Genomic DNA, 18,651 nt, shown 5'->3' on the forward strand with positions numbered 1-18,651 from the left:
TGAGAGACTGTATTTCTTCCGCGAAATCGCTCGACTTATCCGCGTCGGCCCGCAGCCGCGCGACTGCCGAGACCAACTTCGATCTCGAAGGTGTTGGCATAGGCCGCCGGGATCACGATGCCGCCCTCGATCACGGCGAAGCTCGCCTGGGTGTCGCCGGACGGGATCGCCACGGATGTCTGGCGCGAACGGTTCGCGATGGCGCCCGAGCCGCTCTTCACGACGATTTGCACGGGGACATTGAAGCGGCCCGCGCCGCCGCCCACGCCCAGGAGCGCACGGCCTTCGACGCCGACCTTCACGAGGGTCGAGCCGTCGGGCTGGCCCTGGCATTCGCGGGCCAGATTGGTGATGGCGACCTGGCTGCGCAGGGCGCTGCTGTCTCCGGATCGGCCACCGGCATAGACCTGAATGGCGGAGCCGCCGTCCAAGATCTCAACGGGCGGGCAGTAGACGTCGTCGACGGCGACCTGCTGCGGAGGCGGCCGGGTCGCGCCGCCGGTCAGCAGCATTTCTCCCAAACCCGGAGAGCTGTCTCCAGATGTGGAGCAGCCGGCAAGGGCCGTGAGGCCGAGCACGACGAGAGCAAGGCCGGCCTTGCTGCCAGATCCTTTATTCATGGAAGTCACCCCAACGTTCTTAGACTCTGTCCGCCTTATGGCAGAGCATCGTATCCTTGCGCGAAGCCGTTCAGCGACACGGGAATGCCAATGCCCTCCTCGGGCGTCTGGAAGACGATGAAGGTCGCGGCCTGGCCGGTCTTCATCTGGTTGATGAGATTATCTTCCATGACAACCTCGGCAACGCAACCCGTGGCCAGGCAGCGCACGAATCCGGCCCGGCCGATATCGGTCTGGTCGATCTTCAGGCCGAGGCCCGACGGCAGGAGAATGCCGAGAGGAGCGACGACGCGCAGAAGCCGGTTTTTGGCGTCGGCGGTTTTCAACACAATAATGATGAGGGTTACGTTCGGGCGATCCTCGGCCACCACGTTCTGCACGAGGGCGCATTGCTCGGCGGTGGCGCCGGCGGGAATCTCGCAGCGCATCTGCCAGTCGCCGAAGGTATTCTTGACCATGCCCTGGGCCACGGCCCCCTTGGTGGACGACAGGGCCATGAGGCCCACGAAGGCCACTGCCCCCAAAGCCCTCGCTCCAAAGCGAACCCAGCGTGACACGCCCATAGGCCTCTCCTTCTCTCGAACCCCATATGGGGCAGCGGCCCGGCCGCTCGGATCAATATTGCCCGTTGGGACCATGGCTAGGGCCGCGATGTCAAGCGAGGGAAGCCAATTGTGGCACTTCAGCGCCTTTTGGCGGTTATGACGCATAAATTGCGTCCACTGAACCGTTGCGCTTCTGCGCGTCCTGTGGTCTTTGGCACAAATCTAAAGTGATGGCGCAATCTGGGCGCCGATACTCGCGCGTCCACGTCGTCACTTTATGCTTTCGTGGCCTCCGGGCCACTCCATCTTTAGGAGCTTTGGAACGCCGATGCGGATCGAGACTGGACGTCGATCGGTGACCGCCCTCTCCACGGCAGCGGTCGCACTTGTGTTGGGCATAAGTGAGGCATTCGCCGCCGAAGGCAGGCCTTCCCCTTGGGAAATGGGCATGCAGGAGATGGTGACCGAGTTGGGACACAGCGTCTCCAACTTTCACACCTACCTTGTTTGGCTGATCACAGCGGTCTGCCTTTTCGTGCTGGCGCTTCTTCTGATCATCGTCGCTCGCTTCAACGAGCGGAAGAACCCGGTTCCCTCCAGGACCACCCACAACACCCTGCTCGAGGTCGCCTGGACCATCGTTCCGGTGCTGATCCTCGTGGTCATCGCCATCCCATCCTTCCGCCTGCTGCGCCAGCAGCTGGTTCCGCCGCAGGCGGACATCGTCGTGAAGGCGACGGGCTATTCCTGGTACTGGGGCTACGAGTACCCGGGCGAACAGGCCGGCTTCAAGTTCGACTCGAACATGATCACCGACGACGCAGCCCGCAAGCCCGACCAGCCGCGCCTTCTGGGCGCCGACAACGCCATGGTGGTGCCGGTCGGCAAGGTCGTGCACGTTCAGGTCACCTCGGCCGACGTGATCCACGCCTTCGCCATGCCGTCCTTCTACATCAAGGTCGATGCGATTCCCGGCCGCCTGAACGAGACTTGGTTCAAGGCCGAGAAGGAAGGCGTCTATTACGGCCAGTGCTCCGAGCTCTGCGGCAACGGCCATCCTTATATGCCGATCGAAATCCGCGTCGTGAGCGAGCAGCAATATGCCGCCTGGCTGGCAGAGTCGAAACAGAAGTATGCTTCGACCGAAACCCAGGCTCCGCTCAAATTCGCGAACGCTCAGTAATTGTAATCGAAGGACCACAGAGGTCTCATCATGGCAAATGCAGCTGATGCCGCTCACGCGGATCACCACGATCACCTTCCAGGTTTCTGGCGCCGGTGGTTCTATTCCACGAACCACAAGGATATCGGCACGCTCTACCTCATCTTCGGCTTTACGGCCGGTATCGTCGGCGGCCTTCTGTCGATCGCCATGCGCCTGGAACTCCAGGAGCCGGGCCTGCAGTTCTTCTCCAACCCGCAGGCGTTCAACGTCTTCGTGACGGGCCACGGCCTCATCATGGTGTTCTTCATGGTGATGCCCACCCTCATCGGCGGCTTCGGCAACTGGTTCATCCCGATCATGATCGGCGCGCCGGACATGGCCTTCCCGCGGATGAACAACATCTCGTTCTGGCTCACCGTTTCGGCCTTCTGCCTGATGCTCTGCTCGCTCTTCGTCGAAGGCGCTCCGGGCTCGCTCGGCTTCGGCGGCGGCTGGACGGTTTATCCCCCGCTCTCGACCACGGGCCATCCCGGTCCCGCGCTCGATTTCGGCATCCTGTCCCTGCACCTTGCCGGTGCGGCCTCGATCCTCGGCGCGATCAACTTCATCACCACGATCCTGAACATGCGCGCTCCGGGCATGACGCTGCACAAGATGCCGCTGTTCGCCTGGGCCATGCTGGTCACCGCGTTCCTGCTGCTCCTGTCGCTGCCGGTTCTCGCCGGTGCGATCACGATGCTGCTGACCGACCGTAACTTCGGCACGACGTTCTTCGATCCGTCGGGCGGTGGCGATCCGGTTCTCTACCAGCACCTGTTCTGGTTCTTCGGCCACCCCGAAGTGTACATCATGATCCTGCCGGCCTTCGGCATCGTCTCGCACATCATCTCCACCTTCTCGAAGAAGCCGATCTTCGGCTATCTCGGCATGGCCTACGCCATGGTGGCGATCGGCGTCGTCGGCTTCGTCGTGTGGGCGCACCACATGTACACGGTCGGCCTCTCGCTGCAGACGCAGGCCTACTTCGTGTTCGCCACGATGGTGATCGCGGTTCCCACCGGCGTGAAGATCTTCTCGTGGATCGCCACCATGTGGGGCGGCTCCATCCGCTTCACGGCGGCCATGCAGTGGGCTGTGGGCTTCGTGTTCCTGTTCACGGTCGGCGGCGTCACCGGCGTCGTGCTCGCGAACGCTCCCATCGACCGCTACATGCACGACACCTACTATGTGGTGGCTCACTTCCACTACGTGCTGTCGCTCGGCGCCGTGTTCGTGATCTTCGCCGGTATCTACTACTGGTTCCCGAAGATCACCGGCTACATGATGCCGGACTGGATCGGCAAACTGCACTTCTGGGTCGCGTTCATCGGCGCCAACGTGCTGTTCTTCCCGATGCACTTCCTCGGACTCTCCGGAATGCCGCGCCGTTATGCGGATTATCCGGATGCGTTCGCCGGCTGGAACCTGGTGTCCTCGATCGGCTCCTACATCTTCTTCGCCGGTCTCTTCATCTTCATCGGCGGTGTGATCTACGCCTTCGTCCGCAAGGAAAAGGCAGCCGGCAATCCGTGGGGCGAAGGTGCAACGACGCTGGAATGGACCCTGTCCTCCCCGCCTCCGTATCACCAGTTCGAGACCCTGCCGCGCATCGTCGACACGGACCACTAAAACGAGCATCGAACCCAAAAGTGGATTTGCACTTTTGGGACCCATCCGATGCCCCAGACAACACGAGCCGGGCGGCATTTCTCGCCGCCCCGCTCCTCCCCCGAAGGCTTGGATTTTCAAGCTTTCCGGCGAGGAGCTGACATCATGAAGCCTTTGAGGGCTTTTAAGGCTTCAGCATTTCGGAAGATCAATTTGATGAACACTGCGTCGAACAGCTTGACCGATTCCCGTACCGAGAACCTCGCCACGGCAGGCGTCTCGCAGGGCGACGTGTCGGACTTCTTCGCCCTTCTTAAACCCCGCGTGATGTTTCTGGTCGTGTTCACGGCCCTCGTCGGCATGGTCGTCAGCCACGCGGATGTGAACCCCGTTCTGGCCTTCGTCTCGCTGCTCATGATCGCGGTCGGCGGCGGCGCATCCGGCTGCCTCAACATGTGGTGGGACGCGGATATCGACGCCATCATGACCCGCACGCTCAAGCGCCCGATTCCCGCCGGCAAGATTCAGCCCGGCGAAGCGCTGGCCTTCGGCCTCACGCTCTCGGCAGGTTCCGTTCTGGTGCTGGGCCTTGCGAGCAACTGGCTCGCAGCAAGCCTTCTCGCCTTCACCATCTTCTTCTACGTCGTCGTCTATTCCATGTGGCTCAAGCGCACGACGCCGCAGAACATCGTGATCGGCGGCGCGGCGGGCGCCCTCCCCCCGATCGTCGCGCAGGCTGCCGTTACCGGCTCCGTGGCGTGGGACAGCGTCATTCTCTTCGCCATCATCTTCATGTGGACGCCGCCTCATTTCTGGGCGCTGGCCCTCGTGAAGTCGGGCGATTACGCGCGCGCGGGCATTCCCATGATGCCGAACGTCGCCGGTCCCGATTCCACCCGTTTTCAGATCCTGGCCTACACGGTGCTGCTCGCGCCGCTAGGCCTAGCGCCTGTCTTCTTCGGCTTCGGCGGTTTGGCCTATGCGATCATCTCGCTGATCGGCGGCCTCGGCATGCTGGCCCTTGCGATCCAGGTCTATCGCCTGCGCGAAGGTGAGCCCGCCATGCGCGTGGCGCAGCAGCTCTTCGCCTTCTCGATCCTCTATCTCTTCCTGCTCTTCGCCACGCTTTTGGCAGAGCACGGCTTCGGCTTCTTCAGGCCGGTTCTTGGGTGAGCGCGATGGATTCCAAAAACTCCTACAGCCTGACCCCCGAGGAGAAGCAGCGCCGCCGCAAGCGCTCGCTGGCCCTGGCGCTCACGCTCGGCATTCTCTGCATCCTTCTGTTCGCGATCACGATCGCCAAGCTCGGACCCCAGGTCCTGCAGCGTCCGTTGTGAGATCGATATGGCTGAGAACACAGACATCCAACGCAAGATGAAGCGCACGGCTTTTGCCTGCGCCGTCATCGTCGTGGGCATGGTCGGCCTCGCCTATGCATCCGTTCCGCTCTACGACCTGTTCTGCAAGGTAACCGGCTTCGGCGGCACGCCAATTGTGCGCGACGCCAATAATTCCGACGTGATGAACCGCACGGTTACGGTGCGTTTCGATTCCAACGTCGCTCCGGGCCTGAGCTGGCGCTTCTCTCCCGAGAAGCCCGACGTGAAGGTGAAGCTCGGCGAGACGACGACCGTCTATTACAAGGTCACCAACACGGGCTCGAAGCCTGCGACGGGAATCGCGACCTACAACGTGCAGCCGGATCTCGCCGGCACCTACTTTTCGAAGCTCGAATGCTTCTGCTTCACGGAACAGACCCTGCAGCCGGGGGAAACCCTGGAATCGGCGGTCGTGTTCTACGTGGATCCCCGCCTCGTCGAGGATTCCGATGTGAAGGATCTCACTTCCATCACGCTCTCCTACACCTACTTCCCGTCCAAGGGCGGGCAGCCGGTGGCGGAGGCGACATCATCAACCAAACCCACCGTTCAATAAGGAACGTGACAAGCTGGGCAGAAACGTCCTAAAGCGAAGTCACAATCGAGGCACGGAGACGACTAAAATGGCCGAGGCTCACGCCAAGAACCACGACTACCACATTCTTGAACCGAGCCCGTGGCCGCTGATCGGCGCGGTCAGCGCCTTCCTGATGGCGTCCGGCTTCGTGACCTGGTGGAAGGACATCGCGTTCGGCGGCATGCATCTGGGCGCCTTCATCTTCGGCGCGGGCATCATCGGCGTGCTCTACACGATGCTCAGCTGGTGGACCGACGTGGTGCGCGAAGCCAATACCGGCTCCCATACCCGCGTGGTCCAGCTCCATCACCGCTACGGCATGATCATGTTCATCGCCTCCGAGGTGATGTTCTTCGCCGCCTGGTTCTGGGCTTATTTCGACGCCGCTCTCTATGCCGGCGACCCGCAGCTCTATTCGCGTGTCGAGGCGCTCGGCGGCGTATGGCCCCCGAAGGGCATCGAGACCTTCGATCCCTGGCACCTGCCGCTGCTCAACACGCTGATCCTGCTGACCTCGGGCACCACGGTCACCTGGGCGCACCATGCGCTCCTGGAGGGCGACCGCAAGGGCCTCAAGGCCGGCCTGTGGCTGACGGTGATCCTCGGCATTCTCTTCAGCTTCGTGCAGGCCTACGAGTACAGCCACGCCGCCTTCGGCTTCAAAGGCAACATCTACGGCGCCACCTTCTTCATGGCGACAGGCTTCCACGGCGCCCACGTGATCATCGGCACGATCTTCCTGGCCGTCTGCCTGCTGCGCGCCTATCGCGGCGACTTCACGCCCAAGCAGCACCTCGGCTTCGAATTCGCCGCCTGGTACTGGCACTTCGTGGACGTGGTGTGGCTCTTCCTCTTCGCCTCCATTTACGTGTGGGGCTTCGGCGGCGGCGGAGCCGGGCATTAAGCCCACACCGCTCACGACTGATCATCAACGGGGGCGGCTTAATAAGCCGCCCTTCGCTTTTCGGCCTCCCCTTCCCATCTGAGGGGTGACTTCCTCACGGAGAACAATCGTGGCCCAAGACCAATCGGCTCCCGCCCCCGTCATCACCGGCCTTAAAGGCCTGTGCCCCCGCTGCGGCAAGGGTCATGTGTTCAAAGGCTATTTGACGATTCGACCGAAATGCGAAGTCTGCGGCCTCGATCTCGCCTTCGCCGATACGGGCGATGGCCCCGCCTTCTTCGTCATGTCCATCGTCGGCATCGTGGTGGTTGCCCTGGCCTTGTGGGCCGAGTTCGCCTTCTCTCCCCCGATCTGGCTCCACCTCGTCATGTGGTCGGCCTTGAGCGTGGTCATGAGCCTCGGTCTCATGCGCCCCCTGAAAGGCGTGCTGGTGGCGCTGCAATACCACCATAAGGCCGAGGAAGGGCGCTTCCACAAGTGACGAGCGCCAGCCTGCACAAGGGCCGCTCGCTGATCCTGCCGGGGATCGCGACGCTGATCGCGCTCGCAATCCTCATCGGCCTCGGCACCTGGCAGCTCCAGCGCAAAGCCTGGAAAGAAAGCTTGATCCAGCAGATCGAGGCCCGTGCTTATGGCGAGCCGGGCGCGATCCTTCCCAAATCCGAGTGGGCTACTTGGCGCGCGGATCAGGACGAGTTTCGGAAGGTCCGCGTCACCGGCACCTTCCTGCACGACATGGAGGCGCCGGTTTATGGCCTTGCCCAAGGCGAGCGCCAGGGCGCGCCGATCCAGGGCTATTACGTCCTCACGCCCCTCAAGCTCTCCTCCGGCGCGACCGTCATCGTCAATCGCGGCTTCGTGCCGACAGGCCTGAAGGACCCGGCCACCCGCGCCCAGGCGCAACCCGCCGGCGAAGTGACGATCATCGGCCTCGTGCGGGCGCCGGAGACCCGCAATCCCTTCACGCCTGACGACGACCCGACGAAGAATAACTGGTTCGCCCGCGATCCGCAGGCCATCGCCGAGGCTCGAAAGCTGGAGCGCGTCGCCCCCTTCCTCATCGATGCGGATGCCAGCCCCAACCCAGGCGGCTGGCCCCGAGGCGGGCAGACGCCGCTCACGCTCACCAACAACCACCTGCAATATGCCGTCACCTGGTTCGGCCTCGCGCTGACCCTGATCGGCGTCTTCGTCGCCTTCGCGCTGCGGCGCGTTAAGGGATAGCTTCAGCCGAGCTGATACATAAAGAACAGTCCGAAGCCGAGAATCACGAAACCGGCGCTGACGACCTTCGCAACGAAAAGATATTTCAGGAGAACACGGGTTTCCTCCCGGCGTTCAGCCCGCTCGGCTCGGGTCATGGTCTCCTGCATTTTGATCTGCTGTGCATAGAGTGATGTCGCCATGTAGTTGCTGACGGCGCCATCCTTCTCGAGTTCGATGCGTTGAGTCATTACGCCGATGATTAGGCCGAGAACACCCAAGCCTATGAAGCCCGCGAGCAGAAATGCTCCGACGGCCACACCGGCAAGGACAGCCACCAGCACCGGCAACAGAATCCAATCGATCATGGTCATGCGCATTGGCGGGCTCCAATAACGAGCTTGTTTATGTTGCGGAAAGATATATCATTTGTCCATGTTCACGCTTGTCATGACCGTAACCCTTCTCACGACGCGCCTTTCAGGGCGTGCGGGAGAGGCTTTGCGCGGTTAGAAAGCGTCGAGCATTTTTCCCAAGCCCTGCGGAGACGAGCAGGGCTTCACGGGTTCAGTTCGCCTCCGCCTTTTCCAAGGAGAGCGACATGAATATCCAGCCATCTTCCCATCGATCCGGTTCCGCAACTGCGGAAGACAACATCGTCATTCGAGCCGCGAGGCCTGCCGATTATGAGGGCTATGCCGCTCTCGCCAATCAACCGGGCTATCGATGGGGCACCCTCAGGCTGCCTCATCAGACCCCGGAAGCCACCCGCAAATGGCTGGAGAGCCTCACTCCCAACCATGTGGCATTGGTGGTCGAGAGTGATGGCAAGATCGTCGGCAGCGGCGGGTTCGAACGCCTTCAGGGTCGCCGCTCCCATGTGGGCTATCTCGGCATGGGCCTGCACGACGATTATTGCGGCCGAGGCATCGGCTCCAGGCTGCTGCGGGAAATCCTGATGGTGGCCGATGACTGGCTCAACCTGAAACGGATCGAGCTGACCGTCTATACCGACAACGCGCCTGCCATCGCGCTCTACAAGCGTAACGGCTTCGAGATCGAGGGCACTCACCGGGACTTCGCCTTCCGGGGCGGCTCCTTCGTGGATACCCATGCCATGGCGCGGATAAAACCTTGACCCTCTAGGCCGGTTGCGGGTTGCCGCGACCGGCTGCTCCTCCTAATGTCCGCCCGAAATCTCAGGAGATAAACCGTGCTCCATGTCTCGACCCGCGGGGAGGCTCCCGCGCTTGGCTTTTCCGATGCGCTTCTGGCCGGCCTTGCCAGGGACGGCGGCCTGTATCTGCCGGAAAGCTGGCCGAGCCTGTCCAAGGCCACGATTCAGGGCTTTGCCGGAAAATCCTATGCGGAGGTCGCGAAGGCAGTCCTCGGGCCGCTGGTCGATGGGGATATCAGCGAGGCCGATCTCGGCCTCATGATAGACAAGGCCTACAGTTCCTTCCGCCATCAGGCCGTGTGCCCCCTCACGCAGCTCGACGACAACCTCTTCGTGCTCGAACTCTTCCACGGTCCGACGCTGGCCTTCAAGGACGTTGCCATGCAGCTCCTCGGGCGGCTGATGAACCATGTGCTGAAGGCGCGAGGCGCTCGCGCCACCATCGTCGGCGCAACCTCGGGCGATACGGGGAGTGCGGCGGTCGAGGCGTTCAAGGGGCTCGATCAAGTCGATATCTTCATCCTCTATCCGCATGGCCGCGTGTCGGACGTGCAGCGCCGCCAGATGACGACGGTGGCATCTCCCAACGTGCATGCGCTCGCGGTCGAGGGCAATTTCGACGATTGCCAGAGCATGGTGAAGGCCATGTTCAACAACGGCCGCTTCCGCGACGAGCTGCAGCTCTCGGGCGTGAACTCCATCAACTGGGCGCGCGTCGCTGCGCAGGCCGTATATTACTTCACCGCCGCCGTGGCGCTCGGCGCGCCGCACCGGCCCATCTCGTTCTCGGTGCCGACCGGCAATTTCGGCGACATCCTCGCCGGTTGGGCCGCCAAGCGCATGGGCCTGCCCATCGAGCGGTTGATGATCGGCACGAATGCCAACGACATTCTCGCCCGCACGCTCGGCAGCGGCACCTATGAGATCAAGGGCGTCGAGCCCACGACCTCTCCGTCGATGGACATCCAAATCTCCTCGAATTTCGAGCGTCTGCTGTTCGAAGCCTATGGGCGGGACAGTGAAGCGATCCGCCGCCTGATGGCGAGTCTCAACCAGTCCCGCGCCTTCATGATCGAGGCAGGCCCGCTTGCCCGCATCCGCGAGGAGTTCTCGGCCGAGGCCGTCAACGAAACGAACGTGCTTGACGAGATGACTGAAACCTATCGCAAAACCGGCTATGTGCTCGATCCGCATTCAGCCGTCGGCACCCGCGCGGGGCGTGCCCTGTTGAAGACCAATCCCGAAGTGCCGGTCGTGGCACTGTCCACCGCCCACCCCGCCAAGTTCCCGGATGCGGTCGAGCGCGCCACGGGCCTGCGCCCCGCACTCCCGCCGCACATGGCCGATCTCATGGAGCGCAAGGAGAGCTTCGCGGTGCTTCCCAACGAACAGGCTGCGGTCGAGCGCTTCATCCGCGAGCGCGCCCGCGCCGTCAAAGGCGCTGCTGCATGAACGAGCATTTCGTCCGCGAGAAGCGGGTCGATATCACCAGGCTTTCCAACGGCCTCACCGTCGCCACCGAGCGCATGCCCGAAATCGCCACCGCGACGCTCGGCGTATGGGTGGGCACCGGCTCGCGCCACGAGCAGGCCCATGAACATGGCCTCTCGCACCTCATCGAGCACATGGCCTTCAAGGGTACGGCGCGCCGCTCCGCGCGGCAGATCGCCGAAGACATCGAGAATGTGGGCGGCGACATCAATGCCGCGACGAGTGTGGAATACACGAGCTACACCGCGCGCGTGCTCGGCGAGAACGTGGATGTCGCGCTGGACGTTCTCGGCGACATCCTCATCAACTCGGCATTCGACGAAGCGGAGCTTGCCCGCGAGAAGGGCGTGATCCTGCAGGAACACGCCGCCGTCGAGGATACGCCGGACGATCTCATCTACGACGCCTTCATGGAAACGGCGTTCACCGGCCAGCCCGTGGGCCGCCCGATCCTCGGCACGCCGGACACCATCAAGAGCTTCGATGCGGACACGATCCGCGCCTTCCTCGCTCGCGAATACATTCCGGCGAAGATGGTGCTCGCCGCCGCGGGCGACGTGGACCATGCGCAGATCGTCGATGCCGCCGAGCGGCTTTTCGGATCGATGCCTGCCGCCGATATCCAGCAGCCACATTCCGGCACTTACACGGGCGGCGAGAGGCGGATTTCCCGCAAGCTCGAACAAGCCAATATCGTGCTCGGCCTGCCAGGCCTGTCATTCAAGGATCCCGGCTATTACGGCGCGCACCTTTTCGCCCATATCCTCGGCGGCGGCCTCACCTCCCGCCTGTGGCATGAGGTCCGCGAAACGCGGGGGCTGGCCTATTCCATCGATTCATTTCACTGGCCCTTCTCCGATTGCGGCCTGTTCGGCATCGGCGCCGGAACGGCGGGTGCGGACGTCAAAAACCTGATGGAAGTGACGCTGGCCTGCATGCGCCAGGCGACGCAGGACATCAGCGAGATCGAAATGATCCGCGCCAAGGCGCAGATGAAGGTGGCCCTGCTGACAGCTCTTGAAACGCCCGGCGGGCGCATCGAGCGCGTGGCGCGCCAGCTTCTCTCCTGGGGGCGGATCGTCGGCAGCGACGAGATCGTCAAGAAAGTCGATGTCCTCGATCAGGATCACGTGCGCGCGGCAGGCAGCCGGCTCCTTGAGGGACAGCCGACATTGGCAGCCATCGGCCCCATCAAGGGGCTCCCTTCCCTGGACAAGATTGTCGCCGGGCTGCGTGGATGATCGGCAAACATGACCTTAGGTCACGCCCAAATCTCCTCAATCCCGCCGCAAACTGGCTTCATGCGCGTGGTTAACGATAACAAACGAGTCCTGCGGACAAGTCAGACCGGTTCCCGGCTCCGCCTTGCCCTCGGGCTCCCTGACCGGTACCAATCCAGCTTAACCGTATTGTACCGGACGAAAGAACCGAAGCGTTGCGGATCGTATCTTTCGCCATAGCCTTTCTTCTGGCGGCATTTGTGGGGCTCGCCTGGCCATCGAGCGGCTGGGCGGTGGAATCCGTTCGCGTCGACCCCAAGATGAAGGCGATCGACCTCACGCCCGCCATCGAACGGTATAAGTCCGACGGCGACGAGATCCGTATCTCCACCGCGCCCGGCCGCGACGGCATCGTGCGCCGCATCGCCGTGAAGGCGCGCGAGTCGGGTCTGCGCCAGGACTGGATCGTCTTCGCACTCACCAACGATACCGACGAGCAGGTGGACCGTCTTCTGGTCGCTCCGCATTTCCGGCTTACCGGCTCCGGCGTTCTCTGGCCCGATCTCGGCTCGTCCCGCATCGCGGCGGTCACCGCAAGCCAGGGCATTCGGCCCGAGCGGGATGACAGCCCCGACGCGGACGTGTTCCTCATCACGCTCGATCCCGGCTCCACCGTCACCTTCGTGGCGGAGCTTCGCACCGACAACCTGCCCCAGCTGCACCTGTGGAATGCGGATGCCTACAAGGAGCGCGTGAACGGGCTGACCCTCTACAAGGGCATCATCATCGGCATCGCGGGCCTGATGGCCCTGTTTCTCACCATCGTTTTCGTGGTCAAGGGCGCCCTGATCTTCCCGGCAGCCGCCGCGCTCGCCTGGGCGGTGCTGGCCTATGCGTGCATCGATTTCGGCTTCTTCCAACGCATCTTTCCCATTTCCGAGACGACCGAGCAGATCTATCGCGCCGGTGCCGAGGCCGTACTGGCTGCAACGCTCCTGGTGTTCCTGTTCGCCTATCTCAACCTCAATCGCTGGCATGTGCGCTACAGCCACGTGACGGCCTTCTGGCTCGCCTTCCTGGGCGCGCTCATCGGCCTTGCGATCATCGACGCGCCGGTGGCGGCGGGCGTGGCGCGCATGTCCATCGCCGCGGTGGCCGGCATCGGCTTCATTCTCGTGATCCATCTGGCGACGCACGGCTATGACCGCGCGATCATGCTCGTGCCCACCTGGCTCCTGCTGATCGCCTGGGTCGTGGCTGCGAGCTTCACGGTGGTCGGACACGTCCTGTCCGATATCGCGCCCTCGGCCCTCGTTGGGGGCCTCGTTCTCATCGTCATGCTCATCGGCTTCACGGTGATGCAGCACGCCTTCGCGGGCGGCGGCTTCGCGCGCGGCTTCGTGAACGATACGGAGCGCCGTGCGCTCGCCCTCGCAGGCGCCGGCGACATCGTGTTCGACTGGGACGTGGTGGCCGACAACATCTTCGTCAGCCCCGAGATGGAGCATCAACTCGGCCTGAAGCGCGGCGCGCTGGAAGGCCCCGCCTCCGCCTGGCTCGATCTGATCCATCCTTTCGACAAGGACCGCTATCGCCTTGCTCTCGATACGGTCATCGAGCAGCGCCGCGGTCGCCTCGTTCAGGACTTCCGCCTGCGCTCGACATCCAATGCGCATCACTGGTATCGCCTGAAGGCACGTCCGGTCATCGGTTCCGATGGCGAGGTGATTCGCATCGTCGGTACCTTGTCCGATGTGACGAGCAGCAAGAACGCCGAAGAGCGCCTGCTGCACGATGCGGTGCATGACAACCTGACCAGCCTGCCGAACCGCCAGCTTTTCTATGATCGCCTCGAAACGGCTCTGACATTCGCGAGCCAGGACGATGCCTTGCGCCCGACGGTACTCGTCATCGACCTCGACAAATTAAAGGAAGCCAACGAGCAATTCGGCTATGCCGCCGGCGACGCAATCCTGCTCACGCTCTCCCGCCGTCTCGGCCGTCTGCTCAAGCCCCAGGATACGGTGGCGCGTATTTCGGGCGATGAATTCGCGATCATCCTGCTCTCCGAGCGCGAGCCCGACCGCATCATCGCTTTCGCCGACATGGTCCGCCGCATCGTCACGACGCCGGTGACCTACAGCGAGCGCGAGATTTTCATCACGGCCTCCATCGGCATCGCCCTGCACGATCCGCAGATCGCGGCGCGGCGCGAGGAAGTGCTGCGCAACGCCGAGATCGCCATGGCCCATGCGCGCCGCCACGGCGGCGACCGCATCGAGGTGTTCCGCCCCACCATGCGCTCGGACCGCAGCGACCATTTCACGATGGAAACCGATCTGCGTCACGCCCTCGAGCGCAACGAGATGAAGGTGCTGTTCAAGCCCATCGTGCGCTTGGAGGACAGGACCATCGCCGGTTTCGAATCCATGCTGCGCTGGGATCATCCACGGCTGGGCCGCATCGGGCCGGAGGACTTCATGTCCATCGCCGAGGAGACGGGCCTCATCGTCAAGCTCAGCGGGTTCCTGCTCGAGCAGACCGCGCGCGAGCTGGCGATCTGGCAAGGCGCGCTCGAAGTCGAGCCGCCGATTTTCGCCAGCGTCAACATGTCGAGCCACCACCTGCTGCGTCATGACCTGCTGCAGGATGTGAAGACCGTTATCGCACGCACACGCGTCCTGCCCGGATCACTCAAGATCGAGATGACGGAAAGTCTCGTGATGGAGAACCCGGAATACTCGGCTCAAATGCTCACGCGCCTGCGCGATCTCGGCGCCGGTCTCTCGCTCGACGATTTCGGGACGGGCTATTCCGCCCTCTCCTATCTCCTGCGGTTCCCCTTCGACACACTGAAAGTGGACGAGTCCTTCGTTCGCCAGATGGCCGCGGGCAAGCCGGTCATCCTGCGCTCCATCGTGAAGATGGCGCACGAGCTCGGCATGGAAATCGTAGCGGAAGGCGCAGAGAGCGAGTCGGAAGCCATCGAGCTCTATCAGCTCGGTTGCGAATATGCGCAGGGTCCGGTCTTCGGTGAGCCTATGTCCGTGCTACAGGCGCGCCACCTCGTGGGCGCGGCGACGCAAGCGGCTTAAAATCGTCAGGCGTGCCCCGCTTCCATGGACAGCATGGCGGGCTCGATCCCGATGCGGCGCAGGGCCATCTCGTAGCGGATCTCGACGGCGGTGTTGAAGATCAGCTCCGCGTCAGCCGGGCAGTTCAGCCAGCCATTGGTCTGAAGCTCGAGTTCCAGCTGACCGGCGCCCCAGCCCGCATAGCCCAGTGCCAGAACGGCATTCTGCGGCCCCTGCCCTCGGGCGATCGCCCGCAGGATGTCGACGGTCGCCGTCAGACACACCCCGTCATCGATGGGCAGGGTGGATTCGACGATGTGAAAATCGGGCGTATGGAGAACGAAGCCGCGGCTCGTCTCGACCGGACCGCCCATGAGAACCGGCATCCGATTGACCCGCTCGGGCAGATGGATGCGCTCCATTTCGGGAACGATTTCGAGCTGAACCAGAAGGTCGGGCATGGTCACATGGGCAGCCGGGCGGTTGAGGATGATCCCCATCGCCCCCTCGGGTGAATGCGCGCAGACATATATGACCGCTCGGGCGAAGCGCTCATCCGCCATGCCGGGCATGGCGACGAGAAGCTGCCCATCGAGATAAGGGGATCCGTCTCCGGGGTAAGAGAATTGAAAGCTCATGATTCGAAATCTGCCTCGCTGGGCCAGCAACCCGATCACGGGATCGTGGATGGCAGACCCGACCATAAAACGCATAAGTGAAGCGCCTCAGAGAGGCGTCAGTTCCATGGCAATCATGTTTCGCACCATTTCAGCCGCCTTTTTCCTGATCCTGACCGTTTTTTCGGCAGCCGCACAGTCCCTTTCCTCGCCGAGCGGCGCCAAGGGCTTCCACTCTCAGGTCCGCCTGCTCTCCGGCGGCAAGCAAGGGTATGTGTGGCTGGCTGGCATCGAGTTCACCCTCGATCAAGGCTTCAAGACCTATTGGCGCAATCCCGGCGAATCCGGCCTGCCGCCCCGCTTCGACTGGTCCGGCTCGGAGAACGCCGCCTCCATCGAGATCCAATGGCCTGCCCCCAAGCGGCACGAGGACGCCGCCGGCGTCGCCTATGTTTATGGTCGCAAGGTCATCCTGCCCGTTCTGGTGAAGCCGGAGCAGGCCGGCAAGCCTATCAAGCTTGCGCTTGCTGTCGATTACGGCATCTGCAAGGACATCTGCATCCCGGCCAATGCGGAGCTGAGCCTGCCGCTAGCCGAAGACGGCCCTGACCGCGCCGCCATCGAGCCGTTTCAGGCACGCGTTCCCGCTCCCAGGCCTTTGGGAGCATCCGGCGATCTGGCGGTGGCCGCCGTCACGGCGAAGGATCAGGCGGACAAGTCCGTGCTTGCGATCAAGGTGCGGGTCCCTGCCGGCACGAAACCTTCTCTTTTCGCCGAGGGTCCGGAGAACTGGTATCTGTCTACCTCAACCCCTGATGCGGACAACAACTTCACCGTCACAGTCGAGGAAAAGCCGAAGGATGCGGCACCCGCGCTCCTGCGCCTGACTCTCGTTGCGGGGGACAAGGCTATTGAGACGGAAGTGAGCCTCGACGGGAATGGCAAGCCGCGCTAGGAGAAAGCCCTCTTTCTCTCGGTACTGTTTGGAGACTTGCCTATGGCTATTCAGGTTGGAGAACGCCTTCCCCAGGTCACGTTCCGCGTCATGACCCCGGACGGGCCGGTGGCCAAGACCACGGACGATCTCTTCAAGGGCCGCAAGGTCGTACTCGTAGCCGTTCCCGGCGCCTTCACCCCCACCTGCCACCGCAACCATCTGCCGGGCTACGTGCAGAAGGCTGACGAGATCAAGGCGAAGGGCGTGGATTCCATTCTCGTGACCGCCGTCAATGACGTGTTCGTCATGGATGCCTGGTCGAAGTCGACCGGCGCGGAAGGCATCGAGTTCCTGTCCGACGGCAATGCCGATTTCGCCAAGGCGCTCAAGCTGACCATGGACGGCTCGGGCTTCGGTCTCGGCACCCGCTCGCAGCGCTACTCGATGGTGGTCGAGGACGGCGTCGTGACGGCTCTCAACGTGGAAGATACGCCGTCAAAAGCGCAGATCTCCGGCGCCGAGAACCTGATGAAGGATCTCTGAGAGATAACGAGGCCGCTGCTCAGAGCCGATCCACTGACGTGGGTCGGCTCTTTTCTTTGTTGGCTCGCATTTTTTGACGGCGAACCGGAACCACTTCGCCGAGAAATGCTCACCTCCCCGTCATGGGCAGCGGTCTTCCACTCCGCTTCTTGAAGGGCTGCATGGCRGCCACCGCCAGGGCATCGACGCGAATATTCGTGGGATCGTCCGCGTGTCCCTTCACCCAATGCCAGGAAACGTCGTGCCTGGAGGCCGCCTCGTCGAGGGCGCGCCACAGGTCCTCGTTCTTCACCGGCTTGTTGTCGGCGGTGCGCCAGCCGCGCCGCTTCCAGTTGTGCATCCACTGCGTGATGCCCTGGCGCACATATTGGGAATCCGTGAACAGGTCGATGGCGCAAGGACGCTTGAGGGCGTTCAGCCCCTCGATGGCCGCCTGAAGCTCCATGCGGTTGTTGGTGGTGTGGGCCTCCCCGCCGGAGACCTCCTTCTCGCTTCCCTTGAAGAACAGGATCGCGCCCCATCCGCCGGGGCCCGGATTGCCCGAGCAGGCGCCATCCGTGTAGATCAGAATGCGTTCAGTTCCGTTCATGCCTCAAGTCCATATTCGCGGGCATGCTTCACGTGCCGGTGGAAGTGAAGCTTGCGGTCATATTCGAGCGGGTCCTTCGGCTTCACGAGCGCGCCGGGCGGCACGTTCAGCCAGTCCACGAGCCTTGTCAGCATGAAACGCATGGCGGAGCCGCGGCAGAGCACGGGCAGCGCCTCGATTTCCGGCAGTGTCAGCGGCCGGACGGATTGATAGCCTGCGAGCAGCGCCTTCGCCTTCGTCAGGTTGAACGAGGCATCCTGCTCGAAGCACCAGGCATTCAGGCAGATCGCGACGTCGTAGGCGAAGGCATCCGTGCAGGCGAAGTAGAAGTCGATCAGGCCCGACACTTCCGAGCCGATGAAGAACACGTTGTCCGTGAAGAGATCGGCATGGATGATGCCGGACGGCAGGTTCTTCGGCCAGGCATCCTGCAGAAAGGCCAGTTCCCGGCGGGTCCGCTCGGCAAGGCCCTGCAGGACCGTATCGGCCTGCGCCTCGGCTTGGGCGAAAAGCGGCGCCCAGGCATCCATGGACAGGGCGTTCGGCCGGTCCATGGCGAAGTCCCGACCTGCGAGGTGCAGCCTGGCCAGGGCCGCGCCCAGGGAGCCGCAATGCTGGGCGGTAGGCCGCCGGACGGCGATGCCTTCGAGGAAGGTGATGATGACGGCAGGACGGCCCGCCACGCGGCCAAGAGCCTGCCCTTCGTGGTTGTTGACCGGCAGAGGGCAGTTCAGGCCCTTGTTGGCGAGGTGCTGCATGAGGCCGAGGAAGAACGGCAGATCCGCCTCCCGCACCCGCTTCTCGTAGAGGGTGAGGATGTAGGAACCCTTCGTCGTGTGGAGGAAATAGTTGGTGTTCTCCACGCCCTCGGCGATGCCCTTGTAGGACAGGACCGTGCCGATATCGTAGGTGGCGAGAAAGCTTGAGAGCTCCTCGTCGTTGACTTCCGTATAAACTGCCACC

At 63.0% G+C, this 18,651-nt stretch carries 20 protein-coding genes; 14 read left to right on the forward strand and 6 right to left on the reverse strand.

Annotated features, from left to right (window positions below; all coding sequences use genetic code 11):
- Positions 1-35 precede the first annotated feature (35 nt).
- Positions 36-620, reverse strand: coding sequence for a hypothetical protein (locus AB4Y85_RS06855; protein WP_441984126.1), 585 nt, complete (start codon positions 618-620; stop codon positions 36-38).
- Positions 621-655: 35 nt separating this feature from the next.
- Positions 656-1,183 carry an invasion associated locus B family protein gene (locus AB4Y85_RS06860; RefSeq protein ID WP_441984127.1) on the reverse strand — a complete coding sequence of 176 codons (528 nt, stop codon included), beginning with the start codon at positions 1,181-1,183 and terminating at the stop codon, positions 656-658.
- A 310-nt stretch (positions 1,184-1,493) separates the two neighbouring features.
- Between AB4Y85_RS06860 and coxB the strand changes: the two genes are divergently transcribed.
- From coxB to AB4Y85_RS06900, 8 genes are all read left to right on the forward strand, one after another.
- Entirely contained in the window at positions 1,494-2,348 is an 855-nt protein-coding gene (coxB, locus tag AB4Y85_RS06865; protein ID WP_441984128.1) for a cytochrome c oxidase subunit II, read from the forward strand.
- A gap of 30 nt (positions 2,349-2,378) precedes the next feature.
- Complete coding sequence (gene ctaD, locus AB4Y85_RS06870; RefSeq protein WP_441984129.1) at positions 2,379-3,998, forward strand: cytochrome c oxidase subunit I; 1,620 nt, start codon at positions 2,379-2,381, stop codon at positions 3,996-3,998.
- 195 nt (positions 3,999-4,193) lie between these two features.
- A complete protein-coding gene (locus AB4Y85_RS06875) occupies positions 4,194-5,150 on the forward strand; it encodes a heme o synthase (RefSeq protein WP_441984130.1) in 957 nt (318 codons plus the stop codon).
- Positions 5,151-5,155: 5 nt separating this feature from the next.
- The gene (locus AB4Y85_RS06880; RefSeq protein WP_441984131.1) at positions 5,156-5,314 is read left to right on the forward strand and encodes a hypothetical protein; all 159 of its coding nucleotides are present in this window, start codon (positions 5,156-5,158) and stop codon (positions 5,312-5,314) included.
- A 7-nt stretch (positions 5,315-5,321) separates the two neighbouring features.
- Positions 5,322-5,912: a cytochrome c oxidase assembly protein gene (locus tag AB4Y85_RS06885; protein ID WP_441984132.1), complete on the forward strand. Its 591-nt coding sequence runs from the start codon at positions 5,322-5,324 to the stop codon at positions 5,910-5,912.
- A gap of 67 nt (positions 5,913-5,979) precedes the next feature.
- On the forward strand, positions 5,980-6,837 hold the full coding sequence (locus AB4Y85_RS06890; protein ID WP_441984133.1) for a cytochrome c oxidase subunit 3: 858 nt from the start codon (positions 5,980-5,982) through the stop codon (positions 6,835-6,837).
- A gap of 109 nt (positions 6,838-6,946) precedes the next feature.
- The gene (locus AB4Y85_RS06895; protein ID WP_441984134.1) at positions 6,947-7,318 is read left to right on the forward strand and encodes a DUF983 domain-containing protein; all 372 of its coding nucleotides are present in this window, start codon (positions 6,947-6,949) and stop codon (positions 7,316-7,318) included.
- Entirely contained in the window at positions 7,315-8,061 is a 747-nt protein-coding gene (locus tag AB4Y85_RS06900; protein ID WP_441984135.1) for an SURF1 family protein, read from the forward strand. Before AB4Y85_RS06895 ends, AB4Y85_RS06900 begins: the two co-directional genes overlap by 4 nt.
- 2 nt (positions 8,062-8,063) lie before the next feature.
- Here the strand turns inward: AB4Y85_RS06900 and AB4Y85_RS06905 are convergent, their stop codons facing one another.
- Positions 8,064-8,420, reverse strand: a complete 357-nt coding sequence (locus tag AB4Y85_RS06905) for a hypothetical protein (RefSeq protein WP_441984136.1) — start codon at positions 8,418-8,420, stop codon at positions 8,064-8,066.
- Between the two features lie 221 nt (positions 8,421-8,641).
- Here AB4Y85_RS06905 and AB4Y85_RS06910 point away from each other — a divergent pair, with 221 nt between their 5' ends.
- The 4 genes from AB4Y85_RS06910 to AB4Y85_RS06925 all read left to right on the forward strand — a co-directional run bounded on the left by AB4Y85_RS06910 (position 8,642) and on the right by AB4Y85_RS06925 (position 15,023).
- Positions 8,642-9,178 carry a GNAT family N-acetyltransferase gene (locus tag AB4Y85_RS06910; RefSeq protein ID WP_441984137.1) on the forward strand — a complete coding sequence of 179 codons (537 nt, stop codon included), beginning with the start codon at positions 8,642-8,644 and terminating at the stop codon, positions 9,176-9,178.
- A gap of 75 nt (positions 9,179-9,253) precedes the next feature.
- Complete coding sequence (gene thrC / locus AB4Y85_RS06915; protein ID WP_441984138.1) at positions 9,254-10,669, forward strand: threonine synthase; 1,416 nt, start codon at positions 9,254-9,256, stop codon at positions 10,667-10,669.
- Positions 10,666-11,949, forward strand: coding sequence for a M16 family metallopeptidase (locus AB4Y85_RS06920; RefSeq protein WP_441984139.1), 1,284 nt, complete (start codon positions 10,666-10,668; stop codon positions 11,947-11,949). Before thrC ends, AB4Y85_RS06920 begins: the two co-directional genes overlap by 4 nt.
- A 194-nt stretch (positions 11,950-12,143) precedes the next feature.
- Positions 12,144-15,023 carry an EAL domain-containing protein gene (locus AB4Y85_RS06925; protein WP_441984140.1) on the forward strand — a complete coding sequence of 960 codons (2,880 nt, stop codon included), beginning with the start codon at positions 12,144-12,146 and terminating at the stop codon, positions 15,021-15,023.
- A 5-nt stretch (positions 15,024-15,028) separates the two neighbouring features.
- Here the strand turns inward: AB4Y85_RS06925 and AB4Y85_RS06930 are convergent, their stop codons facing one another.
- Complete coding sequence (locus AB4Y85_RS06930) at positions 15,029-15,640, reverse strand: YqgE/AlgH family protein (RefSeq protein WP_441984141.1); 612 nt, start codon at positions 15,638-15,640, stop codon at positions 15,029-15,031.
- A gap of 106 nt (positions 15,641-15,746) precedes the next feature.
- Here AB4Y85_RS06930 and AB4Y85_RS06935 point away from each other — a divergent pair, with 106 nt between their 5' ends.
- Both AB4Y85_RS06935 and AB4Y85_RS06940 read left to right on the forward strand, forming a co-directional pair.
- Complete coding sequence (locus AB4Y85_RS06935; RefSeq protein WP_441984142.1) at positions 15,747-16,574, forward strand: protein-disulfide reductase DsbD domain-containing protein; 828 nt, start codon at positions 15,747-15,749, stop codon at positions 16,572-16,574.
- A gap of 42 nt (positions 16,575-16,616) precedes the next feature.
- Entirely contained in the window at positions 16,617-17,099 is a 483-nt protein-coding gene (locus AB4Y85_RS06940) for a peroxiredoxin (protein WP_441984143.1), read from the forward strand.
- A 109-nt stretch (positions 17,100-17,208) separates the two neighbouring features.
- Here AB4Y85_RS06940 and rnhA read toward each other — a convergent pair whose 3' ends face one another.
- Together rnhA and AB4Y85_RS06950 are read right to left on the reverse strand one after the other, a co-directional pair.
- Positions 17,209-17,688 (reverse strand): ribonuclease HI, encoded by a 480-nt coding sequence (gene rnhA / locus AB4Y85_RS06945; RefSeq protein WP_441984144.1) that lies wholly within the window; start codon positions 17,686-17,688, stop codon positions 17,209-17,211.
- Positions 17,685-18,650 (reverse strand): homoserine kinase, encoded by a 966-nt coding sequence (locus tag AB4Y85_RS06950; RefSeq protein ID WP_441984145.1) that lies wholly within the window; start codon positions 18,648-18,650, stop codon positions 17,685-17,687. Before AB4Y85_RS06950 ends, rnhA begins: the two co-directional genes overlap by 4 nt.
- Between the last annotated feature and the right edge of the window lies 1 nt (position 18,651).

This window comes from Microvirga sp. 2YAF29 (genome assembly GCF_052114605.1).
Lineage (GTDB): Bacteria > Pseudomonadota > Alphaproteobacteria > Rhizobiales > Beijerinckiaceae > Microvirga.

What these genes read in the sequence shown, in the direction of transcription:
- AB4Y85_RS06935 (WP_441984142.1), top strand. Translation starts at nt 15,747, where the DNA reads ATGGCAATCATGTTTCGCACCATTTCAGCCGCCTTTTTCCTGATCCTG.
- AB4Y85_RS06930 (WP_441984141.1), bottom strand. Translation starts at nt 15,640, where the DNA reads ATGAGCTTTCAATTCTCTTACCCCGGAGACGGATCCCCTTATCTCGAT.
- AB4Y85_RS06940 (WP_441984143.1), top strand. Translation starts at nt 16,617, where the DNA reads ATGGCTATTCAGGTTGGAGAACGCCTTCCCCAGGTCACGTTCCGCGTC.
- coxB (WP_441984128.1), top strand. Translation starts at nt 1,494, where the DNA reads ATGCGGATCGAGACTGGACGTCGATCGGTGACCGCCCTCTCCACGGCA.
- AB4Y85_RS06910 (WP_441984137.1), top strand. Translation starts at nt 8,642, where the DNA reads ATGAATATCCAGCCATCTTCCCATCGATCCGGTTCCGCAACTGCGGAA.
- AB4Y85_RS06855 (WP_441984126.1), bottom strand. Translation starts at nt 620, where the DNA reads ATGAATAAAGGATCTGGCAGCAAGGCCGGCCTTGCTCTCGTCGTGCTC.
- AB4Y85_RS06920 (WP_441984139.1), top strand. Translation starts at nt 10,666, where the DNA reads ATGAACGAGCATTTCGTCCGCGAGAAGCGGGTCGATATCACCAGGCTT.
- AB4Y85_RS06890 (WP_441984133.1), top strand. Translation starts at nt 5,980, where the DNA reads ATGGCCGAGGCTCACGCCAAGAACCACGACTACCACATTCTTGAACCG.
- AB4Y85_RS06885 (WP_441984132.1), top strand. Translation starts at nt 5,322, where the DNA reads ATGGCTGAGAACACAGACATCCAACGCAAGATGAAGCGCACGGCTTTT.
- AB4Y85_RS06860 (WP_441984127.1), bottom strand. Translation starts at nt 1,183, where the DNA reads ATGGGCGTGTCACGCTGGGTTCGCTTTGGAGCGAGGGCTTTGGGGGCA.
- AB4Y85_RS06880 (WP_441984131.1), top strand. Translation starts at nt 5,156, where the DNA reads ATGGATTCCAAAAACTCCTACAGCCTGACCCCCGAGGAGAAGCAGCGC.
- ctaD (WP_441984129.1), top strand. Translation starts at nt 2,379, where the DNA reads ATGGCAAATGCAGCTGATGCCGCTCACGCGGATCACCACGATCACCTT.
- AB4Y85_RS06905 (WP_441984136.1), bottom strand. Translation starts at nt 8,420, where the DNA reads ATGCGCATGACCATGATCGATTGGATTCTGTTGCCGGTGCTGGTGGCT.
- AB4Y85_RS06875 (WP_441984130.1), top strand. Translation starts at nt 4,194, where the DNA reads ATGAACACTGCGTCGAACAGCTTGACCGATTCCCGTACCGAGAACCTC.